The organism is Pseudomonas sp. AO-1 (assembly GCF_019775695.1).
Taxonomy (GTDB): Bacteria; Pseudomonadota; Gammaproteobacteria; order Pseudomonadales; family Pseudomonadaceae; genus Aquipseudomonas; species Aquipseudomonas parakoreensis.
The window spans coordinates 2,493,594-2,517,496 of the sequence record NZ_CP079947.1 but is presented as its reverse complement, the minus strand read 5'-3'; the positions used below and the strand labels follow the sequence as shown (position 1 = coordinate 2,517,496).

General features: G+C 57.8%; 22 protein-coding genes. 15 read left to right on the top strand and 7 right to left on the bottom strand.

What is annotated here, in order from left to right:
* Positions 1–51: 51 nt before the first annotated feature.
* The 4 genes from KVQ82_RS11725 to KVQ82_RS11710 all read left to right on the top strand — a co-directional run bounded on the left by KVQ82_RS11725 (position 52) and on the right by KVQ82_RS11710 (position 3,027).
* Entirely contained in the window at positions 52–342 is a 291-nt protein-coding gene (locus KVQ82_RS11725) for a hypothetical protein (protein WP_222018933.1), read from the top strand.
* A gap of 793 nt (positions 343–1,135) precedes the next feature.
* Positions 1,136–1,756, top strand: a complete 621-nt coding sequence (locus tag KVQ82_RS11720) for a hypothetical protein (RefSeq protein ID WP_222018932.1) — start codon at positions 1,136–1,138, stop codon at positions 1,754–1,756.
* 282 nt (positions 1,757–2,038) lie between these two features.
* The gene (locus KVQ82_RS11715) at positions 2,039–2,509 is read left to right on the top strand and encodes a hypothetical protein (RefSeq protein WP_222018931.1); all 471 of its coding nucleotides are present in this window, start codon (positions 2,039–2,041) and stop codon (positions 2,507–2,509) included.
* 86 nt (positions 2,510–2,595) lie between these two features.
* A complete protein-coding gene (locus KVQ82_RS11710) occupies positions 2,596–3,027 on the top strand; it encodes a hypothetical protein (protein ID WP_222018930.1) in 432 nt (143 codons plus the stop codon).
* 140 nt (positions 3,028–3,167) lie between these two features.
* Here KVQ82_RS11710 and KVQ82_RS11705 read toward each other — a convergent pair whose 3' ends face one another.
* Positions 3,168–3,983, bottom strand: a complete 816-nt coding sequence (locus KVQ82_RS11705; protein ID WP_222018929.1) for a VanW family protein — start codon at positions 3,981–3,983, stop codon at positions 3,168–3,170.
* 215 nt (positions 3,984–4,198) lie between these two features.
* Between KVQ82_RS11705 and KVQ82_RS11700 the strand changes: the two genes are divergently transcribed.
* Positions 4,199–5,005, top strand: coding sequence for a glycosyltransferase family 2 protein (locus tag KVQ82_RS11700; RefSeq protein WP_222018928.1), 807 nt, complete (start codon positions 4,199–4,201; stop codon positions 5,003–5,005).
* Positions 5,006–5,334: 329 nt separating this feature from the next.
* Here the strand turns inward: KVQ82_RS11700 and KVQ82_RS11695 are convergent, their stop codons facing one another.
* The 6 genes from KVQ82_RS11695 to KVQ82_RS11670 all read right to left on the bottom strand — a co-directional run bounded on the left by KVQ82_RS11695 (position 5,335) and on the right by KVQ82_RS11670 (position 12,509).
* On the bottom strand, positions 5,335–5,919 hold the full coding sequence (locus tag KVQ82_RS11695; protein ID WP_041066300.1) for a hypothetical protein: 585 nt from the start codon (positions 5,917–5,919) through the stop codon (positions 5,335–5,337).
* Between the two features lie 116 nt (positions 5,920–6,035).
* Entirely contained in the window at positions 6,036–6,278 is a 243-nt protein-coding gene (locus tag KVQ82_RS11690; RefSeq protein WP_222018927.1) for a hypothetical protein, read from the bottom strand.
* Positions 6,279–6,435: 157 nt separating this feature from the next.
* A complete protein-coding gene (locus KVQ82_RS11685; protein WP_222018926.1) occupies positions 6,436–7,506 on the bottom strand; it encodes a lipocalin-like domain-containing protein in 1,071 nt (356 codons plus the stop codon).
* On the bottom strand, positions 7,496–9,967 hold the full coding sequence (locus tag KVQ82_RS11680; protein ID WP_222018925.1) for an FtsX-like permease family protein: 2,472 nt from the start codon (positions 9,965–9,967) through the stop codon (positions 7,496–7,498). Before KVQ82_RS11680 ends, KVQ82_RS11685 begins: the two co-directional genes overlap by 11 nt.
* The gene (locus KVQ82_RS11675) at positions 9,964–10,617 is read right to left on the bottom strand and encodes an ABC transporter ATP-binding protein (protein ID WP_222018924.1); all 654 of its coding nucleotides are present in this window, start codon (positions 10,615–10,617) and stop codon (positions 9,964–9,966) included. Before KVQ82_RS11675 ends, KVQ82_RS11680 begins: the two co-directional genes overlap by 4 nt.
* A 194-nt stretch (positions 10,618–10,811) precedes the next feature.
* Positions 10,812–12,509, bottom strand: coding sequence for a sulfatase-like hydrolase/transferase (locus tag KVQ82_RS11670; protein ID WP_222018923.1), 1,698 nt, complete (start codon positions 12,507–12,509; stop codon positions 10,812–10,814).
* A gap of 390 nt (positions 12,510–12,899) precedes the next feature.
* Between KVQ82_RS11670 and KVQ82_RS11665 the strand changes: the two genes are divergently transcribed.
* From KVQ82_RS11665 to KVQ82_RS11620, 10 genes are read left to right on the top strand one after another with little or no spacing between them, the layout of a single operon-like run.
* Entirely contained in the window at positions 12,900–14,252 is a 1,353-nt protein-coding gene (locus tag KVQ82_RS11665) for a UDP-glucose/GDP-mannose dehydrogenase family protein (protein ID WP_222018922.1), read from the top strand.
* The gene (locus KVQ82_RS11660) at positions 14,249–15,286 is read left to right on the top strand and encodes an NAD-dependent epimerase (RefSeq protein WP_083368658.1); all 1,038 of its coding nucleotides are present in this window, start codon (positions 14,249–14,251) and stop codon (positions 15,284–15,286) included. Before KVQ82_RS11665 ends, KVQ82_RS11660 begins: the two co-directional genes overlap by 4 nt.
* 18 nt (positions 15,287–15,304) lie before the next feature.
* The gene (locus KVQ82_RS11655; RefSeq protein ID WP_047293357.1) at positions 15,305–16,051 is read left to right on the top strand and encodes a sugar transferase; all 747 of its coding nucleotides are present in this window, start codon (positions 15,305–15,307) and stop codon (positions 16,049–16,051) included.
* Positions 16,051–16,698: a CpsD/CapB family tyrosine-protein kinase gene (locus KVQ82_RS11650; protein WP_007961335.1), complete on the top strand. Its 648-nt coding sequence runs from the start codon at positions 16,051–16,053 to the stop codon at positions 16,696–16,698. The genes KVQ82_RS11655 and KVQ82_RS11650 overlap by 1 nt, the downstream gene beginning before the upstream one ends.
* A gap of 21 nt (positions 16,699–16,719) precedes the next feature.
* Positions 16,720–17,745: a polysaccharide biosynthesis/export family protein gene (locus tag KVQ82_RS11645; RefSeq protein WP_041066273.1), complete on the top strand. Its 1,026-nt coding sequence runs from the start codon at positions 16,720–16,722 to the stop codon at positions 17,743–17,745.
* Between the two features lie 17 nt (positions 17,746–17,762).
* Positions 17,763–19,355 (top strand): Wzz/FepE/Etk N-terminal domain-containing protein, encoded by a 1,593-nt coding sequence (locus tag KVQ82_RS11640; protein ID WP_041066270.1) that lies wholly within the window; start codon positions 17,763–17,765, stop codon positions 19,353–19,355.
* Positions 19,352–20,443: a glycosyltransferase family 4 protein gene (locus KVQ82_RS11635; RefSeq protein ID WP_145595174.1), complete on the top strand. Its 1,092-nt coding sequence runs from the start codon at positions 19,352–19,354 to the stop codon at positions 20,441–20,443. The genes KVQ82_RS11640 and KVQ82_RS11635 overlap by 4 nt, the downstream gene beginning before the upstream one ends.
* Positions 20,440–21,807 carry an O-antigen ligase gene (locus KVQ82_RS11630; RefSeq protein WP_108183138.1) on the top strand — a complete coding sequence of 456 codons (1,368 nt, stop codon included), beginning with the start codon at positions 20,440–20,442 and terminating at the stop codon, positions 21,805–21,807. The genes KVQ82_RS11635 and KVQ82_RS11630 overlap by 4 nt, the downstream gene beginning before the upstream one ends.
* Positions 21,804–22,772 carry a glycosyltransferase gene (locus KVQ82_RS11625; RefSeq protein WP_222018921.1) on the top strand — a complete coding sequence of 323 codons (969 nt, stop codon included), beginning with the start codon at positions 21,804–21,806 and terminating at the stop codon, positions 22,770–22,772. The genes KVQ82_RS11630 and KVQ82_RS11625 overlap by 4 nt, the downstream gene beginning before the upstream one ends.
* Positions 22,765–23,901, top strand: coding sequence for a glycosyltransferase family 2 protein (locus tag KVQ82_RS11620; protein WP_222018920.1), 1,137 nt, complete (start codon positions 22,765–22,767; stop codon positions 23,899–23,901). The genes KVQ82_RS11625 and KVQ82_RS11620 overlap by 8 nt, the downstream gene beginning before the upstream one ends.
* The last annotated feature ends 2 nt before the right edge of the window (positions 23,902–23,903 follow it).

Below are 23,903 nucleotides of genomic sequence, written 5' to 3'. Positions count from 1 at the left end.
ACGACCAAAGGAAATGTGGCGCTTAAACCCCACATTTAATCGGCGGAAAGAATGTTAGAAACCAACAAAAAAATAGCACTTAATGGAGAAGATGCTCTCGAAGTCCTTGTAGATATCGAGTTCATATTAATTTCACTGCACAATATGGGCAGCTATTACTCCGGCAAACCGATCGAAGACTACCAAAAAGCCACCACTGATTTCATTGATAACGAAGGAGTCACCCAACGCCTTGCCAAAATAAGAAAAATCATAAGCAAGAATTTTGATTTGACACTAGGGGACGACAATATGGATGACATTGAGCGCCACATGGAAAGGATTAAATTTTGGAAGCCCTAACTAAATCTTCAAACATATAATTCTCAACAGATTTGCTTATATAGATATAATCCGCAGCGGAGTTCACCAGACGCTCACAGCAATCCGGACAGCGATCAAAGGAGATAGATTATTTCCACAGCCCCAAAGATATTGAAAATAAATCTGTCACCTTTTTGCTACATTTCAATCTGCGGCCAACTAACAACTCTAAAACATAACAAAAAGACGACAGATTTATTTTTTCAACCAATTCAGATCGGCGCAGGAATACGCTGGCCAAACCGGTTCCAAGGTCAAAAATGACAATACAGAAATGTATCCCACGAAGTGTATGGTTTGGGCTCGACGGAATAGGCTACAACAACATTGCGCAAGAGCTAGAATCCGAAGCCCCTTCACTAAGAAAATGGATTTCAGTATACGCCATTTACAAATACACCTTTACCAGTGATCCATATAAGTATTACGACTTTATCCATCAATCGAAAAATTTTCGATATGCAACAGTGATATTTACAATCCCAACCGAAACACTTGAAATAAGTGACGGCGTGGACGACCGAGACATCAATCTCTTAAAATAGAAAACATGAACTCTGAGGCGGAAATCAACGCACTTCTTGAGAAGCTTGACATCGACCCAGAACTTTTCACCACTCCATGGCGGTGTGGATACCCGCTCTAGTTGCCGAACTGCAAACAGAGGGGAGCTATTTGTTTTCGTTGAAGGAAATAAATCCGCCCCCTTTTCAATTGATGGTAGCCAAATCGAATCAAAACAACTTGATCAGTTTGTAATTGAGATAGCAAAATGAATTTTTCAATTGACATTACAGAATCCTTTGGCGCTATCGATTTCGATAATGCAGGCGGAGTTATTTCACATATACATATACCGCCAAACGAAAACATCCAAGACAAATACCATATCGAACTATTTAATTTTGTCCTTAACTTAATAGACAAACCAGTAATTTACTCAATAAAAAATCAGAATCCAAACTTTCTAGAAAACATGGACGAAGACGGCTTCCTGATCATTAAGCAAGCTATTATTACATTTGAAAAAACAAAAGGTCACGAAAAATTAATACGCCTGTTAAACCAGGAAAGTGGCTACTTGACGCATGAGTCTTACGGCCCAAAACTCGAGAACAAAGATAAAATATACGACATCGGCGGAAGATCGTTTTCAACTCCTGAACTATTAATTAACCTCGCCATCATTTCACCAAAAAAAGTAACCCTCGACTTCGGCGCTTCAAACCACACCTATATACCCACATACGAAGAACTTCAGAAATCAGTAGGAATATTGAACTCACAAGCAAATCGCTCCCAACCTGAAATCCAGGGAATATTCGATACCAACTTTAGCAATTCTCATATGATAAGCAACTTTGACGCAGGCTATCGCGTATACATAGTATAGAAATGTAACGAACCGGGGCCATATGGAAGAGATTATTCAGGAGCTTTTGCGGAAAGTTTCAACCAAAGGTATCCTCACGAAAACCTGAATGTATGAATAGTTGCAGCACACACAACAAGAACCTTAACTGGTCGATAGCATTTTTTATAGACAAATCAAAAGACAAAAATACAAAACAGGCAACAAAAGCTTACAGATTTATTTCGCTTACGGATGAAAAATTACTGAAATTAAACTCATCCCTTTTTCATTGAAAAACATCGATGACTGGGAAAAGCTTCAATGAAGACCACTTTTGAAACTGCTTTAGACCTTCACGAAATATCTGATTTCTTTAAAGGAAATGGACAATATTTTGCTCGAGGCTCCGACTGGGGAGACCATCTTTTTATTAGCAATTGGCAGGAAATGTGCAGCGTTTTAAAAAACCAGAAAGCCGCACAAAACTTACTTACATCGATATTTGAAAATTATACAAAATATTCAAAGGAAAATTATTCAGATGCCGAAGGATTATTCTCCAACATAAGCGCCTACTACACACTCAAAAACAAAATAGCCTTTTTATCGAGCAATAGTTACGACCTAATCGAAAGTCTTGACGAGAGAAGCAAGAAAAACATAAGAAAACTATTTCGCCTGCTTAGGCAGCAATACGATTTAAAAAACAAGGATCTGCCGAAGTACACATTTGATGAGGAAATCAAACGGTTAAGGCTCAAGGGATGCACTCTTAATCTTGAACAGCTTTGAGAACCCTGCAGATCACGACTTCAGGACAGCTGATGATGAACATTTGAGGATGATATGATCACGTTAATACTAACGGGAAAATTTCCATGAAATTTAAATCAGCCGGCACAGAAATCAATCTAAACAAGGTCTCTTACAGAAGCCTTGGCTTCGGAGAGAAATCAAGTCTTGAAACAAAAAAATACGAAATAACGATAAACAACGATGAGTTTCCGGAGCAATTCATCAAACACGCAAACTCATTTATTATCGAATGCAAAGTTGATGACTCTAAGCAAGGCTACGCGGACATTCCAGAACTTGAAAAAATAAATTACCCAACCTTTGATAAAATTTTAAAAAGCCATCACTATTTAGCGGCCACCCTTATAAAAGATTATCTTTATTTCGAGCTTTTTTATTTTCTATTTCAAAAATCAGAAAAACCTGAAATAGTTATAAATAGCATAAAAGATGTAAAATCAGATGAAATATCAATTACGATCATGGGTGATACGTATCCAACTCAGAAAAGTTGATGAACGAAAGGTGACAGATTTATTTTCCAACTCTAATCAAAAGAGTTTGAAATAAGTCCGTCTCCTTTTACACGACCACACTTCGCATACGGAGTCTCGCCGCCCATTAAATGATTTTTTCACCATCTACGGTATAGCAATCATCTCTCCACCATTTCTTCGGCCACCTCATACTTAACCACCACCCGATTCCGATACAACCTCACCCGCTCCACCAATTCCCCCACCTGCCCCTTCTCCCTCACCTCCCGCCAGATCTCATTCTCCCGATACACCCGCTCTCCCCCCCGAACAAACCGGTGCCCTTCCTGAAACACGTGATACCGATACGCCCGCACCTGATCGCACAACAACTCGCCCTCCAGCTGCGTGTCCCCCACATTCAACTTCAACTGAAAAGTCCGATCCGTCGGGTTGTGCAGTACCAGGTCAACGTAGTTGTAGAAAATCGCCGCGCCAGAACCGAATGGCAGTACTCGCCCCTCATCCGGGAATGGATCGAAGCTGTGGTTGGAGCGTTCAACAACGACCAGCGGTGAGTGAATCGCCATCCAGTGGATCAGGTTGCTCAGTTGGCAGATTCCGCCGCCGATACCGCTGCGTGCTTCGCCGAAGGACAGTTCCATGCCTTCGACGTAGCCGCGTTTGCGGCTTGGCCGGCCGACGAGGCGGCAGAAGGAGAAGTGTTCGCCGGGGGCGATGATGAGGCCGTCGATGGCGGCGACGGCGAGTTTCAGGTTGATGACTTTGTTGTGTTGCAGGGCGAGGTCGGAGTCGCCGAGTTTGCGGATGAGTTTTGAGGTGTGTTTCAGGTAGCGGAATGGCAGGCGGTCAGCGCCGGCAACCAGGCGTGCGTAGCGATTGCTGGAGCAGTGCCAGGCGATCTGGCGGAACAGTCTTTTTTGCCACACGCGCAGCCAGTACAGGGCCGGGTGATAGAGGGAAAGTGGTTTCATCCTTGAGGCGACGGCAGGTGCCGTTTCTTCCTTGAAGCATCTGAGGGGCGCGCAGTTTAGCCTGTGGGCCGGCTTGCGTCGTGCGCGAGATGTCGTGTCTCGAAACACCTCGCCTCACTTCCTGAACAGCAAATTAAGCTTCAACTAAGCTTGCGTCGCTAGCATCCCGGCCCGAGAGACACCTGTCGCCGATCAACCGCGGATGAGCTTCCTGAATGAACCATTTTGATTTACCAGCCGTTACGCAGCCGAATTTCAGTCTTGTATTGGTAAATTACAAAACCCCGGACATCACCCGGATGTGCCTGGAGCTGTTGCGCGAGCATGTCCAGGCGCAGCGCATCCCGGTTTGGGTGGTGGACAATGACTCTGCCGACGCCAGTCTGGATTATTTGCGCTCGCTGGACTGGATCAATCTGATCGAACGCTCCTCCCCCGGCAAAGAAGCGGGACATATTGCGCATGGCAAGGCGCTGGATCTGACGCTGGGAAAAGTTGAAACCGACTATCTGTTTTTGCTGCATACCGACACTTTTGTCTACGACAAGGAAGTCTTCGCGATGATGCTGCGTGAGTGCGCAAAGTCTGCAGACATCGCTGCAGTCGGGTGTGTCGAGCAAATCAATCGCGGGATTGTCAGAGACACCTGGCGACTAACTTCGCGGTTTTGCAAACACTATATTCGCCGGGCGAAAACGGCATTGGGTTTGCGCAGTAAAGAGCCGAAACCTTATCGGGAAACTCACCTCAAAAGTTTTTGCACGTTGTGGAACGCCAGGTTGATGAAGTCTCAGGGACTGCACTTTTGCATGGATGACCGAGTTCCCGGTTATACCGTGCAGGATCGAATGGTCGCATTGGGCTACGGCATCAAGCTGCTGTCACCGCGCAAGATTTTCCGCTATCTGGATCACATCCAGGCAGGCACCGTCGCTGCCGCCGGCACCTACGGCAAAAACCACCGTCGTACCAGAATGTACGAGGCCACTCTCAAACGTTTTGAAAAGCAAGCATCGGTTTGATCACGAACACAAAAAAGGGCGACTGCAAAGTCGCCCTTTTTTAATCTGAAATTGTATACATCCGCTCCGAGGAGGTGTTCGCCCAGTGTAATGGCCTGGCAATCCATGCACCGGTAAAGAGCCCTGACACTGGGCGAACGGGAAGGATTTTAATAGAAGTTGGCGGATATGTCGTCATATACAAAGGTAAATTTTATGTACGAAAAAGTTAATAGATATTTATCGACGAAATCCTTTCGTGAAACTTTCACTACACAGTCCAACTCATTTCAGATGATTGTTCTCATACAATAATCTGTACAAGAACAACCATCTTGTAGAGTCAATACTCAACTTTCATGCTGACTGGTCACTTTTAATACATCGGTATAAGTGACAACTACGCTCTGCCCGACTTTCAGATCTTTCAGCTTGGCTTGGATTTCAGGCTTTTTCACGTCGAGTGTTTTCGACTGACCCTGCGGGTTTTGCAGGGTCACCTGATTATTCTTCAAATCAATTTTGGTGATTTTCAGTTGCACCTGAATCTGGCGATAGGCCTCACCGCCCGGGTTTTCGCTGCCCGGCGCCTTGCGCAGCTCACCGCTGCGTTCGACAGTGCCAGGCAGACCTTTATCCACATCGGTATCGAGGTAAGCCGCCACCGAGCGTTGTACTTCGAGTTTTACCAGGTCGCCGACCTTGAGGTTGGCGAGGTTTTTCGCCTTGTCGCTGAGCTGGACGTGAACCTGACGGCCTTCTGCGCCTTCGAGCACGACCTGATGGTTGGCCGCATCGACGGCCAGCACTTTGGTGGTGACCTGATCGGCCTCGATGGTGGCGGACAGCGGAATGTCCGCCGCCATGGCAACGAAGCTGGTGGCGGACAGAACGGTTGCGAGGGTGATGGCCTTGGCCAGAGCGTGGAGCTTCATAAGCGGTACTTTCCCTGTAGTGAATGGCAGCAACCGGCGCCAACGCGTGTTTGGCACCGAATGTGCCACTGAGCATAGACGCTGTTCAGGGCTTGGCTGTTGTTTATGCCGGGTCCTCAGGCTTCGGGGTCATCCAGTTCGTTGGCGATATTCGCGGCGGGCGAATTCTTGTGCAGATCATCGGCCTTGGCACGCAGGATCTGCCACTGCTCCAGATCGATCGCGCCTTGACCGAGCAGGTCGTCGGCGATGCGTTGCAGGTCGAAATAGTGAGCATCGGGGGACTGCTGCCAGTAGGTCTGATCGTCGAAAAGGCGCTGCCAGGTGTTGAGGTCTGGGGGTTGCAGGTCGTCGCTCATGGCTAATCCTCCACGGGTAATAGTTTGTAGAGGCTGCGCAATAAAACAGAGTTCAACCCAATCCCTGTAGGAGCTGCCGCAGGCTGCGATCTTTTTAAAGATCAAAATCAAAAGATCGCAGCCTTCGGCAGCTCCTACATGAATGGCAATGCAGCAGTCAGTACCCGGTCATTTCCAGATAGCCGCGTCCGCCACGGCTGCCGCTGATCTGCACCGGGCCCTCCCAATAAGGAATGCGCAGGTCCATCCAGGCCTTGGGGTTGAGCGCGTCGAGGCTGATGTCGAGGTGTTTGTCGGGAATGCGGATCGACCAGCGCACCGGCATCGTGTGCCCGGCAATTTTTGCGCTGTCCTTGGGTGTGAGTCTGATCTGCTCGCCGTGCAGGGTTTCGGTACGGCCGTCGGCGCTGATCCAGGTGCCGGTCAGATACGGCGCGCCATCGGTTTGTCGGGTGCGGAACAGCATCAGCGACTCACCACTGTCCAGGTGCAGGGAAAACCAGTCCCACCCGGTCTGATTGGCCGCCAGCGGCTGACTGCTCCATTCCCGGTCCAGCCACGCCGGGCCGCTGACGGTGTAGGTCTGGCCGTCGATTTGCAGGGTGCCGCTGGCCTGAAAGAACGGCTGACTGTAGTAGTACGAGGCCTGGCCCTGTTCGGATTTGCGGCTGAAGCCGTTGTCGCCCTGCAACACCAACGGGCGGCTGGAGGTGAGGTGCAGTTGATAGCTGAAGGCTTTGTCGCGGGCACTGAGTTGCACATCCGTCAGCGGATCCTGTGCCTGACTGGCGAAGCGCCAATCATCGATCCACGCCTCGAACGGCGCTACGTTGACACCGGCCTGCCCCACTCCGCCCCGGGCATAGCGCTCGGCAGCATGGTGCGCGGTGGCCGACGTCACCGCGGCATGCCCGAGCCAGATCGTCTGGTTGGCCCAGCCCGATTGCTCTGGCGCAGGTTTTAACGCACTGCGAAACAGCGTCCATTGCACACCGAAATCGTGGCCCTGCTGATCCTTGAGATTGGCGGTGACGTACCACCACTCGATACGAAATCCGTCGTGGGCGCCGTGATCCGCCGGGAAGCTGAACACCCGCCCCGGCACCACGGGAGTGAACTGAGCGGCCTGATCGCCGAGCCCGGCAAAACCCTTCTCTTCAGAAACAGGCTGATCGCAGCCGCCCAAAAGCAGCAGCGTGAAAAGCAACGCAACCCGCTTAATCCTCATGAGCAAACGTCCTCAGCAGATCCGCCGGTTGCGTGCGGTACAACGAATACAGCGGCCACGCCGAGGCCAACAAGGTCGCCAGTAACGCCAATCCCATCAATTGCAGCAGTTGCAGCGGGAAGATCCGCAACGGTAAGCGCCAGCCGAATGCCTGCACATTGATCACCGAGTCCAGACACCACGCCAGGGCGATCCCCAGCGGCAACGCCAGCACCAGCGTCAGCAGCGCGAGCAACCAGGTCTGGCCGAGGTTGAGCAGCATTAACTGCCGGCGCGTCACGCCCAAGGCCCACAGCGGCGCCAGTTGCCCGAGGCGGCTCTGGCTTTGGGTCAGCAAACTGATGAACAGCGCCACACCGGCCACCGCCAAAGTGAGGCTGTTGAGCGCGGCGGTGGCGGCGAAAGTGCGTTCGAAAACCTGCACCGACCAACCTTTGAGCCGCGCCTGATCCACGATGCGGCTGTCATCGAGCTGAAAGCGCGTTTGCAGCGCAGTCAAAAACGACGGGATGTCAGGCGACGCGATGCGCAGGTTGAAACGGTTCGGCGTCAGCGTCGGCCACAGGCGCAGCAGGTGGTTGCTGTTGACCAACAAATGGCCCTTGGGATTGCCGTAATCGGCGTAGATGCCGACGATGCGCGGTGACCACGGCCCACCGGGAGTCGGCACGCTCAGATGATCCCCCGCGCGAACCTTCAGCCGTCGTGCCAGTTGTTCGCTGAGCATCACCGCATCGTCCGTCGCCAGGTGCGCCCACGGATCGCCGGCAAGCGCCTCGAGCAACGGCCAGTGTTGGCGATAGTAAGGATGGTCGATCACCCCGAACACATCCGCCGGCCAGCCCTGCAGGGTCACGGCTACTTGCCAGTTGGGCAGCACCGCGCTGACGTTCGGCTGTTGTTTGAGCCAGACGTACATCTCGCGCGATTGCGCCGGATTCACCGGGTTGAGGTACAGCTCGGCACTCAGGCGTTGTTCGAGCCAGTCGTTGAAGGTCTGGCGAAAACCGGCGGTCATGCTGCCCGCGCCGATGTTTGCCGCCAGCGCCAGCAGCAGCGCCATCAGCGCCAGACTCAGTGCCGGTAACTGTTGGCGGCAATCAGCAAGAAACCACTGACCCAGCACCGAACGACTGCGCCCAAGCAATCGATTGAGCACCGCGCTGAGCACCACCGGCAATGCCAGCGCAGCGCCCAGCAGCAACCCGGCCATCAATACAAAACCGCTGCTCAGGCTGTCGCCGAACAGCAGCGCCAGCAGCGCGATCACGCCCAATAGGACCGCCAGCCAACCCTGACGGCGCAACCAGCGTGCATGCTGCTGATGCCAGGCCTGTGGATCCGCCACCGCCAACAGCGGCAAACGTGCCGCACGCAACAGACTGTTGGCGCCGGCCAACAACGCGCCGAACAGACTCAAACCAATACCGCTGAACCACCACCACGGACTCAGGCGTAACTGCCCCGCCACTTCCGCGCCGTACAAACCACGCAGGCTGGCGGCGACATCCGGCAGCAACACGCTCGCCAGCCAGTAACCGCTGACGACGCCGAACACCCCGCCAATCAACGCCAGCACACCGAGTTCGACGATCAGGCTGCCGATCAGCATCCGCGCACTGACCCCGCAGGCACGCAAGGTGCGCAGCAGGCCACGACGCTGCTCCAGTGCCAGACCGATCGCCGCGTGCACGATGAACAGCCCGACCACAAACGACAGAAATCCCAAGGCATCAAGATTCAGGTGGAAGCTCTCGGTCAGGCGCGCCAGATTGTTTTCCTCGGCGCTGCTTTTGAGCTGCAACCGGCCATTGAACGCGGCCGGCAACTCGGCGTGAAAATCCTTGGGCAGTAACAAGCGCGACAGTTGCCCGGGTTGCTCAAGCACGGTTTGCGCGACACCGATATCCACCAGCAACACGCCCGGCGCCATGTCCTGTTGCGCGTGCAGCGGTGGCAGGCTTTGTCCGTTGACGGCCTGCGGTGTTGCGCCTTCGATCAGGCCCAACGCGTGCAGGGTTTCCGGGGAAATCCACGTGCTGCCCGGCGGCGAGAAGAACGCGACGATGCGCTCGATTGGCATCGCCTGCCCGGCCACGGCGGAATCCACCGGCAGCGACACCGGTTCGATGCCCATCAGTTGCAGGCGCTGATCCGGGTGATCCTTGAGTACCAGCCGCCCCTGCAGCAGCGGCGAGACCGGCCAGCCCTGGCGGCGCAGGTCAACGAACCATTGCTGGGTAAACGTCGCTCCATTGGGCGTAGCAAGGCTGGCCTGTGGTTCGCCGCCAATCATCTGGCTCGCCCGGGCGTAACTGTCGCGGGCCTGGCTGTTCAGTGCCTCGACGCCGGTCAACAGACTGGTGGCCAGCCACAAACCCGTCAGCACACTGAAGAACTGCACCGGATGCCGCCGCCAATGGCTGAGCAGCGCACGCAGGGTTTGCCGGAACACGTTCACGTCAGACGGCCCTTGGACAACACCACCCGCTGCGCCAGTCGCGCCGCCACGCGCGGGCTGTGCGTGACCATCAGCAGCGTGGTCGGCGTGTCGTCGAGCAACTCCAGCAACAGGCGCAGCACTTCATCGCTGGTAGCTTCGTCGAGGCTGCCGGTGGGTTCGTCGGCCAGTAGCAATTTCGGCCGTGAAGCCAAGGCCCGGGCCAGCGCCACCCGCTGCTGCTGACCGCCGGAAAGTTGTTCGGGATAACGCTTGAGCAAATCGCCCAGCCCCAGACGCTGCACCAGATGCGCCTGCCAGCGCGGGTCATGGCGCCCGGCCAGACGCGCCTGAAACGCCAGATTGTCCTCGACCCGCAGGCTGCCGATCAGGTTGAACTGCTGGAACACCAGACCGATTTCGGTACGGCGCCAGTCGGCCAGTTGCGCTTCGTTCATCTGCTCCAGCCGATACTCGCCGCTGTGGATGCTGCCGCGATCCACCTTGTCGAGGCCGGCGATCAGGTGCAGCAAAGTGCTTTTGCCACTGCCGGATTCGCCCATCAGCGCCAGGCTGCTGCCGGGTTCGAGCGTCAGGTCGACGCCTTGCAGCACGGGTAATGAGCCTTGGGGAGTGAGGTAACTTTTGAAAACGCCTTGAACCTGAAGCATGCCGCCATCCGTTGGGTCAGTGTGGGGCAAGGATAGCGGATTGCGGGCTGATCAAATCAGTGGTGTTCGCACTGGCCCCATCGCTGGCAAGCCAGCTCCCACAGGGCTTGGGTTGTTCAAAAATACTGAGCACACCCAAAAACACTGTGGGAGCTGGCTTGCCAGCGATGGGGCCAGTGAACCCAACACAACGCTCAATCCCCGGTCGCCACACTGGTCGCCGCCTCCCCCGGCGTGACAATGGTGTTCAGATCAATGTGCTTCCACTCAGGCCTGGCCCCCAGCCGCGCATTGAAGCGGTAGTTGAAGGTGAAATCGTCCGCCGTCGGCAGCGTCAGCGGTTTGCCATATACCGCCTCGATGCCGGCCAGGTCGTAACCCATCAGCTGCAGCAGCGTCGGGAAAATGTTGTAGTGACTGGAACGGTCCTTGTTCACCGGTAATGACTGCGCCCAATCCGGGCCGTGCAGTTGATCGCCCTGAATCACCACCAGCGGCACCAGCCCCTCCTCCTCCACCGGATCACCACCGCAGTGGGTATTGAGCCCGGGATTGCCGCGCTCATGCAGGTCCTGGCCGTGATCGGAGGTGTAGATCAGCAGCGCATTGTTCAGCCTGGCCTGGGCAAATACCCGGTCGAAGAACTCGCCCACGTTCCATAACAGCGTGTTCTTGTAGGCGTTGCGGTACAACAGCCAATCGTCCGGCTGGCCGTTGAAACCGTCGCGTTTGCCGGTATCGGCGACTTCGGTGAACTGCCCGCGCGGCAGGGTCGGACGGTAGGCCATGAAGGCGTCGGGGTACTTGTCGTGCACAGGGAAATGCGCGCCGACTTTATTGATCACCACCAGCTCCGGCTGATCGTCGTTGAGCAACTCGATCAGCTTCGCGGCGGCAGCCATGTCGCGGTCTCGCACGCTGGTCTGGTCAAACTGTACGAACTCGTCGATGTCCTTTTTCTCGGTGTCGGTCATCAGGTTCTGCAGATTGCCGGCGGTGCGCTGGGCGTCAATGTACACCGTGCGCAACCCGGCCTTTTTCGCGTACTGCCAGATCGACGGCAGCGTGCTGTTGATCCGTATGTAGTCGGCACGCGTCCCGCCGTAACGCAACGTAACGTTGGTATCGGCGCTGCAGTTGGCAATGGACGCGGCGTAGCCGTAGTTGAAAATCTCGACCCCCGGATGCGCCTGCTTGAGGTTGCTGTGCACCCCGAACGGCGCGTTGATGTCCAGGTAATTGCCGGAGATGCTTTCGTCGATAATCAACACGATGTCGTGATTGACCGTCGCAGCGCTGCGCGCCAGCGTCACGGGCTCACGCGGACCGACCGTGTTGTGCAGCGCTTCATAGGTGAACAGGTTCAGATAGGCCAGCGGCGTGTACATGATCGGCAAGCCCCGCGCGCCCTCGCCCGCCCGCAGGAACAACACCGCGCTCAACAGCAGCACACCACACACCGGCGCCGCCACCCGCAATGCATTGGGCACCACCAGCGCATGCCGCGGTTTGAGCCCGATGCCGAACAGCAACAGCAGGCCGCTGAGCGCACCATGAATGATCGCGTCGCGATACTGGTAAGCGGCTTCCTGAATGAAGCCGCCGGAGTACACCAGCGAGACAAAGCTGCTGTAGCTCAGGTAATCCGCGGTGACCCGGGTATAGACATCAAAGAATACCGCCGAAGCAAATAGCGTTATTGCGAATAAGTGTCGAATCAATGCCTGACGAATATAAGCCGTTAGATATAACGCTAAAGTGAGCGCCAAAAACATCGCGCCAAAAAGAAGCACAGCAAAACCGACCCCGATAGCATTTAACCGCTCAATGTAATATTCGGAATAAAGCAGCAGATAAATAACTAAAAGCAGTTCTTTTAAATATCGAAACATGGCGATTCCGGTCGTACGAAACGGCATTGGGTCAATAGTTTGTCGGTCAAAATCTGACACTAGCACCCGGCCATCAAAGCGCAAGAAAAGCCTGACTTTTCTGTCAAGCGTCAAAAAACTGTTGACTCATTCCTGACACACTCCAGCGGCTACAAGTCGTTAATTTAAAGGCTTTCGACCGTTTATCGCTTTCTTCAGGATGTGAAAAAAGGGTCAAGGACGCGACAAATCCAGCAATAGCAAGCACTTGATGGCCAATAGCCTGAAAAAAGCCCGGTGTTATACACGTGCAACATGTCATTTTGCTGACACGCTTTTCCACACCTGCGCTATACCCCTTTTGACAGTTCCATTTTGATCTTCTTCCACCGTCTTACGAGGCACGCCAATATGGACGTGAGCGTATTTGGTACGGGCTATGTTGGCCTTATTCAAGCAGCCGCACTTGCCGATGTCGGACATCGGGTTTTATGTGTGGATATTGACCCGAACAAGATTAAACAACTGCAACAGGCCGTACCGCCTATTAGCGAACCGGGTTTATCCGCCGCGCTGGAAGAAAATATCAAGGCCGGCCGTCTGCTGTTCAGCACCCAGGCCAGCGACGCGGTGGAGCATGCCGAGTTGATCTTCATCGCCGTGGGCACCCCGGCCGATGAGGACGGTTCCGCCGACCTGACCCACGTGCTCAACGTCGCCCGGCAGATCGCCTCGCACATGGAGGCCGATCGCACCCTGATCATCAAGTCCACGGTGCCGGTCGGCACGGCGGATCAGGTCGCCGCCAAGGCCAGCGAAGAATTGCAGCGCCGCGGCCGCAGCAACCTCAAGGTCCGCGTGGTGTCCAACCCCGAATTCCTCAAGGAAGGCAGCGCCCTCGCCGATTGCATGCGCCCGGACCGGATCATCGTCGGCACCCGCGATGACGAAGCCCGCGAGCAGATGAGCGAGCTGTACGCGCCGTTCTGCCGTAACCACGAAAAACTGATGTTCATGGACAACCGCAGCGCCGAGCTGACGAAGTACGCGGCCAACGCGATGCTCGCCACGCGCATCAGCTTCATGAACGAACTGGCCAACCTCACCGAACTGCTCGGCGCCGACATCGAAGCGGTGCGCAAAGGCATCGGCTCCGACCCGCGCATCGGCTACCACTTCATTTACCCCGGTTGCGGCTTCGGCGGTTCATGCTTCCCCAAGGATCTGCGCGCCCTGCTGCACACCGCCGAACACAACGGCATGCCGCTGAAATTGCTGCGCAGCGTCACCGACGTCAACGACAGCCAGCGGCACATCCTCTTCGGCAAACTCAAGGCGCAGTTTCCGCAGGGTCTGGCCGGCAAGTCGATTGCGATTTGGGGCCTGGCGTTCAAACCCAATACCGATGACATGCGCGAAGCCCCCAGCCGCTACCTGATGGACGCGCTGTGGGCCGAAGGCGCGAGCGTGCAGGCCTACGATCCGGAGGCCATGTCCGAGTGCCGGCGCCTCTACGGCTATCGCGACGATCTGCACTTGTGCGCCACCCGCGACGACACCCTGGAAGATGCCGATGCGCTGGTGATCTGCACCGAATGGAAGAATTTTCGCGTCGTGGATTTCGAGCTGCTGGCGAGCAAGTTGCGCTCCAAAGTGATTGTCGACGGTCGCAACCTCTACAACCCGGAACACGTGGCCGCCGCCGGTTTGCACTACAGCGGCATCGGCCTGCGCCACATCGCACCGGAAGGATTGCGCCCATGAAAATCCTGGTCACCGGCGCAGCCGGCTTCATTGGCGCCCATTGCGTGTTGCGGCTGATGCGCGACGGGCATGCGGTGGTCGGCCTGGATAATTTCAACGGCTACTACGACCCGCAGCTCAAACACGATCGCGTGCAATGGGTGCGCGATCAGGTCGGGCATTTCCCGCTGGCACGCATTGATCTGGCCGACGCCGCCGCGATCGAAGCGTTGTTTGTCCGCGAGCAACCGCAGGTGGTGATCCACCTCGCAGCGCAAGCCGGGGTGCGCTACTCGCTGGAAAATCCGAAGGCCTACCTCGACAGCAACCTCTGCGGCTTCCTGAACATTCTCGAAGGCTGCCGGCACCATCCGGTGGAGCACTTGATCTACGCCTCATCGAGTTCGGTCTACGGCGCCAACCAGCACACCCCATATTCGGTGCACGACGGCGTCAATCACCCGCTGTCGCTGTACGCCGCGACCAAAAAAGCCAATGAGCTGATGGCCCACAGTTACAGCCACCTGTTCGGCATTCCCAGCACCGGCCTGCGCTTTTTCACTGTGTACGGGCCATGGGGGCGGCCCGACATGTCGCCCATCCAGTTTGCCCGGGCGATCACCGAAGGCACGCCGCTGAAGCTGTTCAATTACGGCGAGCACCAGCGCGATTTCACCTACATCGATGACATCGTCGAAAGCATCGCGCGCCTCACCGACCATCCGCCGCACAACCACCCGGAGTGGGATCGTGAACATCCCGACGCGGGCAGCAGCATGGCCCCGTGGTGCCTGTTCAACATTGGCGGCCACCACCCGGTAGAGCTGAAAACCTACCTGGCGCTGATGGAAAAACACCTCGGCCAGAAAGCCATTGTCGAGCTCTTGCCCCTGCAACCGGGCGATGTGCTCAACACCTGTGCCGAGACCGATGATCTGGCCCAGGCCACCGGGTTCCAGCCCCGGATCGAGCTGGATGAAGGGCTGGGGCGTTTCATCGCCTGGTTTCGCGACTACTACCCCACTGCCTATCGCCCACGCGCCGCTCGCGGCTGAACATCAGCGGAGGTCCCCATGACTGGACATGAACAAGGTGTACCGATCAACCAGATGCGCCGTGACAAGCGCATGGATCCCGAGCACCGAATGCGCCTCGATTCCGCCATCCACAGGCAGGGCCGTGGCTGGTTGACCGGCCGTGACGGTGGCCGGCCATGGACGCTGTCACGCACCAACCGGGTATTGGCCTGCTTCGGTGCGCTGGTGCTGCTGGTGGTGTTCTCGCCGCTGCTGCTGGGCCTGGCACTGGCCATCAAATTCACCAGCCCGGGACCGGTGATGTTCGTGCAGAAACGCACCGGTTATCGCGGCCGCACCTTCGGCATGTACAAGTTCCGCACCATGGTCTGCAACGCCGAAGAGCTGAAGGAATCGCTGCGTCACCTCAACAAGCACGGGGTCGACGCCATCGATTTCAAGATCGACAAGGACCCACGCATCACCGGTATCGGCGGTTTCCTGCGGCGCACCAGCCTCGATGAACTGCCCAACCTGTTCAACGTGGTGAGCGGAGACATGCGCCTGGTCGGCCCGCGGCCGACTTCGTTCAACGCCTACCGCTACAAGGACAATCACCTCGCGCGCCTGAGCATATACCCCGGCATGACCGGCCTGTGGCAGATCTCCGGGCGCAGCAACATCGACTTCGACCAGCGCGTTGAGTTGGACCTCAGCTACATCGCCGAGCAAAGCCTTTTGCTTGATCTGAAGATCTTGTTGAAAACCCCCTTCAAAGTATTCAGCGGCCACGGAGCAAGCTAATGGACGGTTCAACCAACAAAAGCCTGAGCATTGCCAACCCCAGCGAATCGAACCTGATCTCGACCGTGCTGGATCTGGATCTGCGGATCCTGTTCCTGACCGCCGCCAACCCGGGCGCCGGTACCACCACCAGCGCATTGGCGCTGGCCAGCCAACTGGCGCAGATGAGCAGCGGCCAGGTGCTGCTGGTCGATGCCAGCCAGTCGGCGGGCAACCTCACGCAGCAATTGAACCTGGGCAAGGAGCGCGGCCTGCGCGACTTGCTGTTCAACCCGGACAACCCGCCGCTGTTGCAGGATTGCGTGGTGCAGGTTTCCAGCCTGCCGTTCCATGTGCTGCCCAATGGCCGGCCGATCCGCACCCTCGAACACCTGACCGCCGAGCGCCTGAGCCCGCTGCTCGACCGCCTGGGCACGCAGTACCGCTTCGTGGTGATCGACGGCGACGCGGTGTATTCCGCCGCCGACACGCTGGTGCTCGCCACTCAAGTCGATGGCGTGGTGTTTGTGGTGCGCGCCGAAGACACCCGCTGGGAAGTCGCCCAGGCCGCCGTGCAACGCCTGACCCAGGCCGGGGCAAAAGTGGTCGGCAGCGTATTCAACCGGCGCAAGTACTACATGCCCAAGTGGCTCTACAAAAACCTGTAAGCAAACGCGAGGGATGACGCCATGAACGCCAAGATACTGGTTCTGCTGATGCTGCCGCTTGCAGGCTGCTCGAGCAATTCCGAAACCCAGAATATGCCGGTGAACATTCTCACCGCCACCCCGGCCAACGCCCAGGCCACCGACATGCCGAAGATCGAGCAGACCTTGCGCCCGCAAGACGTGCTGGATGTGATCTTCCACATCAGCACCAGCGGCTCGGACGCTTACCGCGTGCAGTCGGGTGACCAGATCGGCCTGAACTTCACCGCCGCCAGCCAGCTCAATGGCAACCAGTTGGTGCTGCCCGACGGCACCATCAACCTGCCCGGCGCCAACACCTCGGTGAAAATCGCCGGCCTGACCGCCGATGAAGCGCGCGATGAAATCCAGCGTGCCTACCAGCGCAAACAGCTGTTCCAGCCCAACCGCAATCAGTTGACGGTGCAGGTCATCAGCCCGCTGACCAATGAGCAGAACCTGAAAAGCGCGCTGAATCACCCGGCCACCGGCATGAGCCGCGAGATCACCGTGGGCAATGACGGTTATGCGAGCTTTCCGGAAATCGGCGCGGTGCCGCTGCAAGGCATGACCATCAATCAACTGGAAACCTTCCTCAACCAGAAGTACGCGCAATTGCCGGGGCGGATGAGCGTCGATGTGATGCTCAAGTCCACCGCCGGCAACGAGATCTACGTGCTGGGCGAGGTCGGCCAACCGGGCTCCTACCCGATCCGCCGTCCAGTGTCGGTGCTTGAAGCGCTGACCCTGGCGCGCGGCACCAACGTCAAGGCGCGTCTGGACTCGGTGGTGATCATGCGCCGCAACGGCAATCAGGTGCAGGCCGTGCACTACGACGTGGAAAAAGCCCTGTCGGGCGATGCGTCGCAGATCGCCTACCTGCAACCGGACGACATGCTGTTCGTGCCGAAAACCAAACTGGCGAGTGCCGGCGATCTGGCCCGGCAACTGGCCGATGTGGTGCTGTTCCAGGGCGTGGGTTTCAGCTTCGGCTACCGCGTCGACAACAAAGGCAGTAACAACAACTGACTCTCAGGTGACCGATCATGAATCCAAAGGAAAACTACCTGCATGAGTTCTTCAGGATCTTCTTCGCCAACAAGCAGCTGGTGAAACGGGTCTTCCTGATCTTTGCAGTCATCGCGTTGGTACTGCCGCTGGTGCTCAAACAGAGCTTCGATATCACCGCCCAAGTGATCGTGCAGTCGAAAAAACTCTCCCAGGGTGACGCCACCACGTCACTGACGGTCGATAACGCCACCTTCATTCCGCCGTCGCTGGCGGACATGGAAACCGAAAGCAACATCCTGCGGTCCCCGGCGCTGATCCGCCAGACCATCAGCGAGCTGCGCGACAAGGGCGAGTACAACCCGCCGGTCGGTATGTTCGCCAAACTGGTGAGTGATCCGATCCGGCGCTACGTCTCTTCGCCGCTGCGTGAGTACGTGATCAATCCGCTGCGCAACATGCTCGGGCTGCAAACCGATCCGGTGCGTGACACGGTGCTCGATGGCTTGACGCAAGATGCGATCAACAGCCTGAAGATCGAGACCCTGCCCGGCTCCAACGTGATCTCGATCATCTACAGCTTCCCGGATCCGCATCAGGGCACCACGTTCGTTGCGACCCTGCTGCAGAACTACCTGGTCAGCCGTCAGGCGCTGCAATCGATCGACTTGCCGCAATCCTTCTACGAAACCAAGAAGCACCTGTATCAGGTGCGCCTCGATGGGCTGGAAGGTAATCGGCAAGCGCTGCTGGAAAGTGTTGCATCGTCCGATCCGAAGGAAGAAATCACCTTCCGCCTGAACGCGATCAATACCGAAGAGCAAGCCCTGAACCTGTATCAGGATCGCCTGTTGCAGAGCCAGCGCTGGCTCGAATACCTGAAAACCGCGCTGACCGCTGCCAGCAGCAATAAGCTCAACGACTACACCTTCCCCTTCACCTTCACCACCACCGTCGATAACGTGGCGTTCGAGGACCGGGAAATCAAACAGTTGGGCGAGCAACTGACCACTCAGGTCAGCCGCTACATGAATGACCTCGCCGTGTTCCAGCCCGGCAGCGAGCCGATGCTGCTGACCCGTGAGCAGATCGCCCGCACCCGCCAGCAGTTCCTCAAAGTGGTGAGCAACCGCATTCAGGAACGCACCAATGACCTGGCCGTGGTGCAACAGGTGATCGATCAGAAAACCGCGCGCATCGCCGAGTTCAAGAACCGCATCCACACCTTGCAACAGACCCAGAGCAAGCTGCGGCAGATGGACACGGAAATCGACGCGCTGCACACGGCGTTCTCGACCTATGCGCAACGCTTTGCCGAAAGCAGCACCGCCGGTTCGCTCAACGATGACCTGTCGAACGCCAAGGTGCTCAGCCCGCCGTTCGAGCCGACCGAGCCGGCGTTCCCCAAACCGCTGCTGATCATTCCGTTCGGGCTGTTCACCGGCCTGCTGCTGGCGATTGCCCTGGTCTATGTGCGTGAGTTCTTCGATCACCGTTTCAAACACCCGGCGCAAATCACCCACGAACTGGGCCTGCCGGTGTTGCTGGTGATCAACGACGAGAACGTGCTGCCGAGCAATCCGCACAAGAACTGGACCGTGCCAAGCTTCGTGCACTGGGTGCGCAATTGAACACGCTGTCCACCCCGAACGCCGCGCTGCCGATCATTCACTTGCTCAGCAGCGGCGGCTTCTATGGGGCCGAGCGCATGTTGCTCGATCACTGCCTGGCGACACCGGGGCAGCACCAGGTGCTGTTTCTCGATGCACCGCCCGCATTGATCGCGCGCTTTCGCGAGGCCGGGGTGGACTGTCGTGGTTGTGCCGGGCTGGGCGAGTTGTTGCGCCACCTGCGGGCCCGGCGCAGTGAACGGCCGCTGATCAATACGCACAACTTCAAGGGGCTGTTGTTCGGCTGGGTCGGCGCGACACTGTTGCGTTTGCCGCTGGTCATCACCCAGCACGGCTTCACCCCGCGCAGCCGCAAACAGAAGTTCTACACCTGGCTGAGTCTGCAGTTGTGCCGCACCGCCTCGGTGGATCGGGTGGTGTGCGTGGCCGAGAGCATCGCGGTATTGCATCGTCAGGCCAGCGTGCAAGCTGAAAAGCTGCAGGTGATCCCCAACGGTTTACCCGCTGCCGCCGCGCGGGTCAGCAACGTTGACCGCCAGCGCTGGCTGGCCGGTTATGTCGGGCGCTTGAGCAGCGAGAAAGGCCCGGACCTGTTTCTCGATGCCCTGATTCCGCTGTGTCACCAGCATCCGCAACTGGACGCGGTGATGCTCGGCGACGGTCCGGAACGTGAGGCGCTGCAGGCGCGGATCGACGCCGCAGGTTTGCAGCAACGAATTCGTCTGCCCGGCTACCAGACCGCCATGCAGCCGTGGTGGCAGCAACTCGATGCGCTGGTGATCAGCTCGCGCACCGAAGGCACGCCGATGATTCTGCTCGAAGCGATGCAGAGCGGCGTGCCGGTGGTGGCGTTTGCGGTCGGCGGCATTCCCGATGTACTCGAGCACCGGCACAACGGCTTGCTGGCGACACCCGCCGCCAGCGCCGACCTCGCCCGCCAGCTCGATAACCTGCTGAACGAGCCGAACCTGGCTCGGCAATTGTGTGACAACGCAAAGCGTACGCAACAGGATCGCTACGACCTCAAGGCCCTGGCCGAACGCTGGTCGCAGCTGTACATCCGCACGGCACGGGAGGCACGCGCATGATTTTCCCGCTCTCGATCGTCACACTGCTCGGTCTGGTGTGCATCGGTCTGCTCGCCAGCCCTTATCCATTTCTCGCACCCGGCGCGGTCATTGGCCTGGTGGGGTTCACGGTGTTGTACCGCAAGCCGACCTGGGGCCTGCTGGGCATCGCCGCGCTGGTACCGTTTGAAGGTTTCTTCAAGGACAGTGCGCTTTCCGGAAGCAAACTGATCGGCGCCTCGCTGGCGGTGATCCTGATGCTGCAACTGGCCCTGCATCAGATTCCCGGCGAGCGCCTGCGCAGCAATATCTGGCGGTTTCTGCTGTGGTTCCTCGTCCTGTATTTCCTCAGTTTGCTCAACACCGATGACCTCGGTATGTCACTGGGGCATCTGCGTGAACTGAGCGTCGGACTGATCCTGTTTGTCATTACCCTGTTGATCGGCCGTGAACTGAATCTCGACCTGTTCGCCCGACTGGTGACCCTGAGCGTCAGCGCCACCTGCGCCATGGCGATGTTCTCGACCAAATTCCAGGATCAAGGCCGCGCCGCCGGGCTGCTGGAGGACCCCAACGCCTTCGCCCTGCTGATCGCCTTCGCCATTCCGCTGGGCCTGCTGCTGGTGATTCGGGGGCCTAACCTGCTGCACCGGTTGTTCTGGGGCGCTTGCTGCCTGCTGCTGCTCGGTGGCATGACCAAGACCGAATCGCGCTCCGGGCTGGTGGTGGTGGCCTTGAGTCTGCTGATCGGTTGCTGGCACTACCGCGCGCAACTGACGCGGATTCGCCCTCGGCACCTGGGCTTCGCCATGCTCGGTGCAGCCATCGTGATCCCGCTGGCAATCTACGCGATGCCCGCCGGTTACGCCGCGCGCATTCAGTCGCTGAGTATTCTCAGCGCCGGCTCCAAGGCACAGGATGAATCCCTCGGCCGCCGCGCCTCGTACATCGTGGTCGGCGGGCAGATGATCCGCGAGAACCCGTTGCTCGGTTCCGGCCCCGGCACCTTCCCGCTGCACTACGCGACCACCGGCTACGCCAAGGCGTTTTCCGCCAACCGCAAGATCGGTGACCTGTACCGCCGTGCGCACAACACCTACCTGGAAATCTTCAGTGAACTGGGGATTCCTGCCGGCCTGCTGTTCGTCGGCATGCTCGGCCTCGGCCTGTACAACCTGATTCGCGCCCGCGCCGCGTGGATGCGGCGGCGCGACTGGCAACAGGCGGACCTGATGACCCACCTCGGCGTGAGCTTCCTGTCACTGACCCTGTTCCTGATGTTCCTCAGCGCACCGAATCAGAAATACCTGTGGATCATGCTCGCGCTGACCAGCGTCCTGCGCCTCAAGGCCGAGCAGGCGCCACTGACCGAGGCCAGAACATGAGCCGGATCAGCATCATCATCCCGATGTTCAACGAGGCCCGGCACATTGGCCGCACGCTGCTGGCCGCGCAAAAAGCCGCACATGCAGCCGATGTCGAGTGCGAGTTGATCGTGGTCGACAACGGTTCGAGCGACGACGGCCCGCACATCGCCCGCCAGTTCGGTGCACAGGTGCTGGTGCTGCCGGGCCTGCTGATCGGTGCGCTGCGCAATCGCGGTGCGCTGCTGGCAAGCGGCGAGTGGATCGCGTTCATTGATGCCGACGTCGAGATGCCCGAAGACTGGCTCAAGCCCTTGTTCGAGCTGCAAGCCGATGGTCAGGCCGATGTGTTCGGTCTCGACCTGCACACCCCCGCCACTGCGCCGTGGTACGCCGCTGCCTGGCAACGGCGCACGCTGCGCCCGTCCAGCCAGAGCTCGCACCCGGTGGACTGGCTGCCCAGCTCCAACCTGCTGATGCGCCGGCGCTGGTTCGACAAGGTCGGCGGTTTCGACGAACACCTGCGCACTGGCGAGGACAAGGAATTCACCCTGCGCCTGCGCGACAACGGCGCCGTATTGCTCTCGATCAACAACAACGTCGCCCTGCACTGGGGCTACGAAATGAACTGGCGCGAGTGGATGGGCAAGGAAATGTGGCGCCAGGGCAGTCATCTGCAACTGCTGCGCACCCACGGGTTCAGCCTGCGCCTGCTGCGTTTTCCGTTGCTGTCGATTGCGGTGTGGATCCTCGATTTCCTGGCGATTTCAGCGTTGCTCGACGGCTTCCCGCATCACGCCGCGACGATGGTCGCGTTGACCCTTCTGCCGGGGCTGGTGCTGAGCGTGCGGCAGAGTATCAAACACCGCGACATCGGCCTGACCCTGCAACTGTGGGGCCTGCACTGGGTGCGTCTGCACCTGGCGGGCGCCGCGTTCATTCTCAGTCTGTGTCATTGGAATGCCAGGAGGCCTGCCCGTGGCTGAATTCATTTTCTGGCTGTGCCTGCTGCTGCCGGTATACGCCTACCTTGGCTACCCGCTGCTGCTGACGGTGCTGGCGCCGCTGTTCCCGGCCTGGCGCCACAGCCCGGCGCCGCCGCTGAACATCAGCATCGTGATCGCTGCGCACAACGAGGCGCGGCACATCGAGCACAAGTTGCACACGCTGCTGGCGCAGGACTATCAGCCGGCCACGCTGCAGATCATTCTCGCCAGCGACGGCTCGACCGACGACACCGTGGCCTGTGCGCACAAGGTGGTCGATTCGCGCATCACCGTCCTCGATTTGCCGCGCCAGGGCAAAGCGGCAACGCTGAATGCCGGGGCGGCGCTGGCGACCGGCGATATCCTGGTGTTCACCGATGCCGATAACCAATGGTCGCGGGAAACCCTCGGCTACCTGGTCGCGCCACTCAGCGACCCCAACGTCGGTGCCTGCGCCGGGCACATGGTGATTCCGGTGACCGGCGGCGGCCTCAGCGTCGGCGACAGTCTGTACCGGCATTACGAGGGCTGGCTGCGTCGGGTGGAGAACCGCACCGGCTGCATGGTCTCGGCCGACGGTGCCCTGCTCGCCCTGCGCCGCGAGCTGTTCCAGAGCGTACCGGCGGAGGTCAATGACGACTTCTTTCTCAGCACCTGCGCGCCGGTCGCCTTCAAGCGCATTGTCTATGTGCCCGAGGCGCAGGTGATCGACCACGGTGTCGACGAAGCGGACAAACAGTTCCGCCGCCGTCAACGCGTCACCGTCGGTGGCCTGCAAAGCCTCGCCCAGCGCCGTGAACTGCTCAACCCGCTCAAACATGGCTTGTATTCGATTGCGCTGATCAGCCACAAGCTGATCCGCCGCCTGGCACCGATCCTCCTGCTGCCATTACTGCTGAGCAATTTCTGGCTGTGGGAGGACCACGGTTTCTATCGACTGGCCCTGATCGCCCAACTGTTCGGTTACGCCGTGGCGATTGCCGGACTGCTGGATTCACAACACCGGTTACCCAAACCGTTTCGCCTTGCGGCATTTCTGCTGGTCACGCTGGCAGGCATGAGCATCGGCCTGTGGCAGTTCTTGCGCGGCCAGCGTTACGCCCAGTGGAATCCTGAACAAAACCGTTGAAA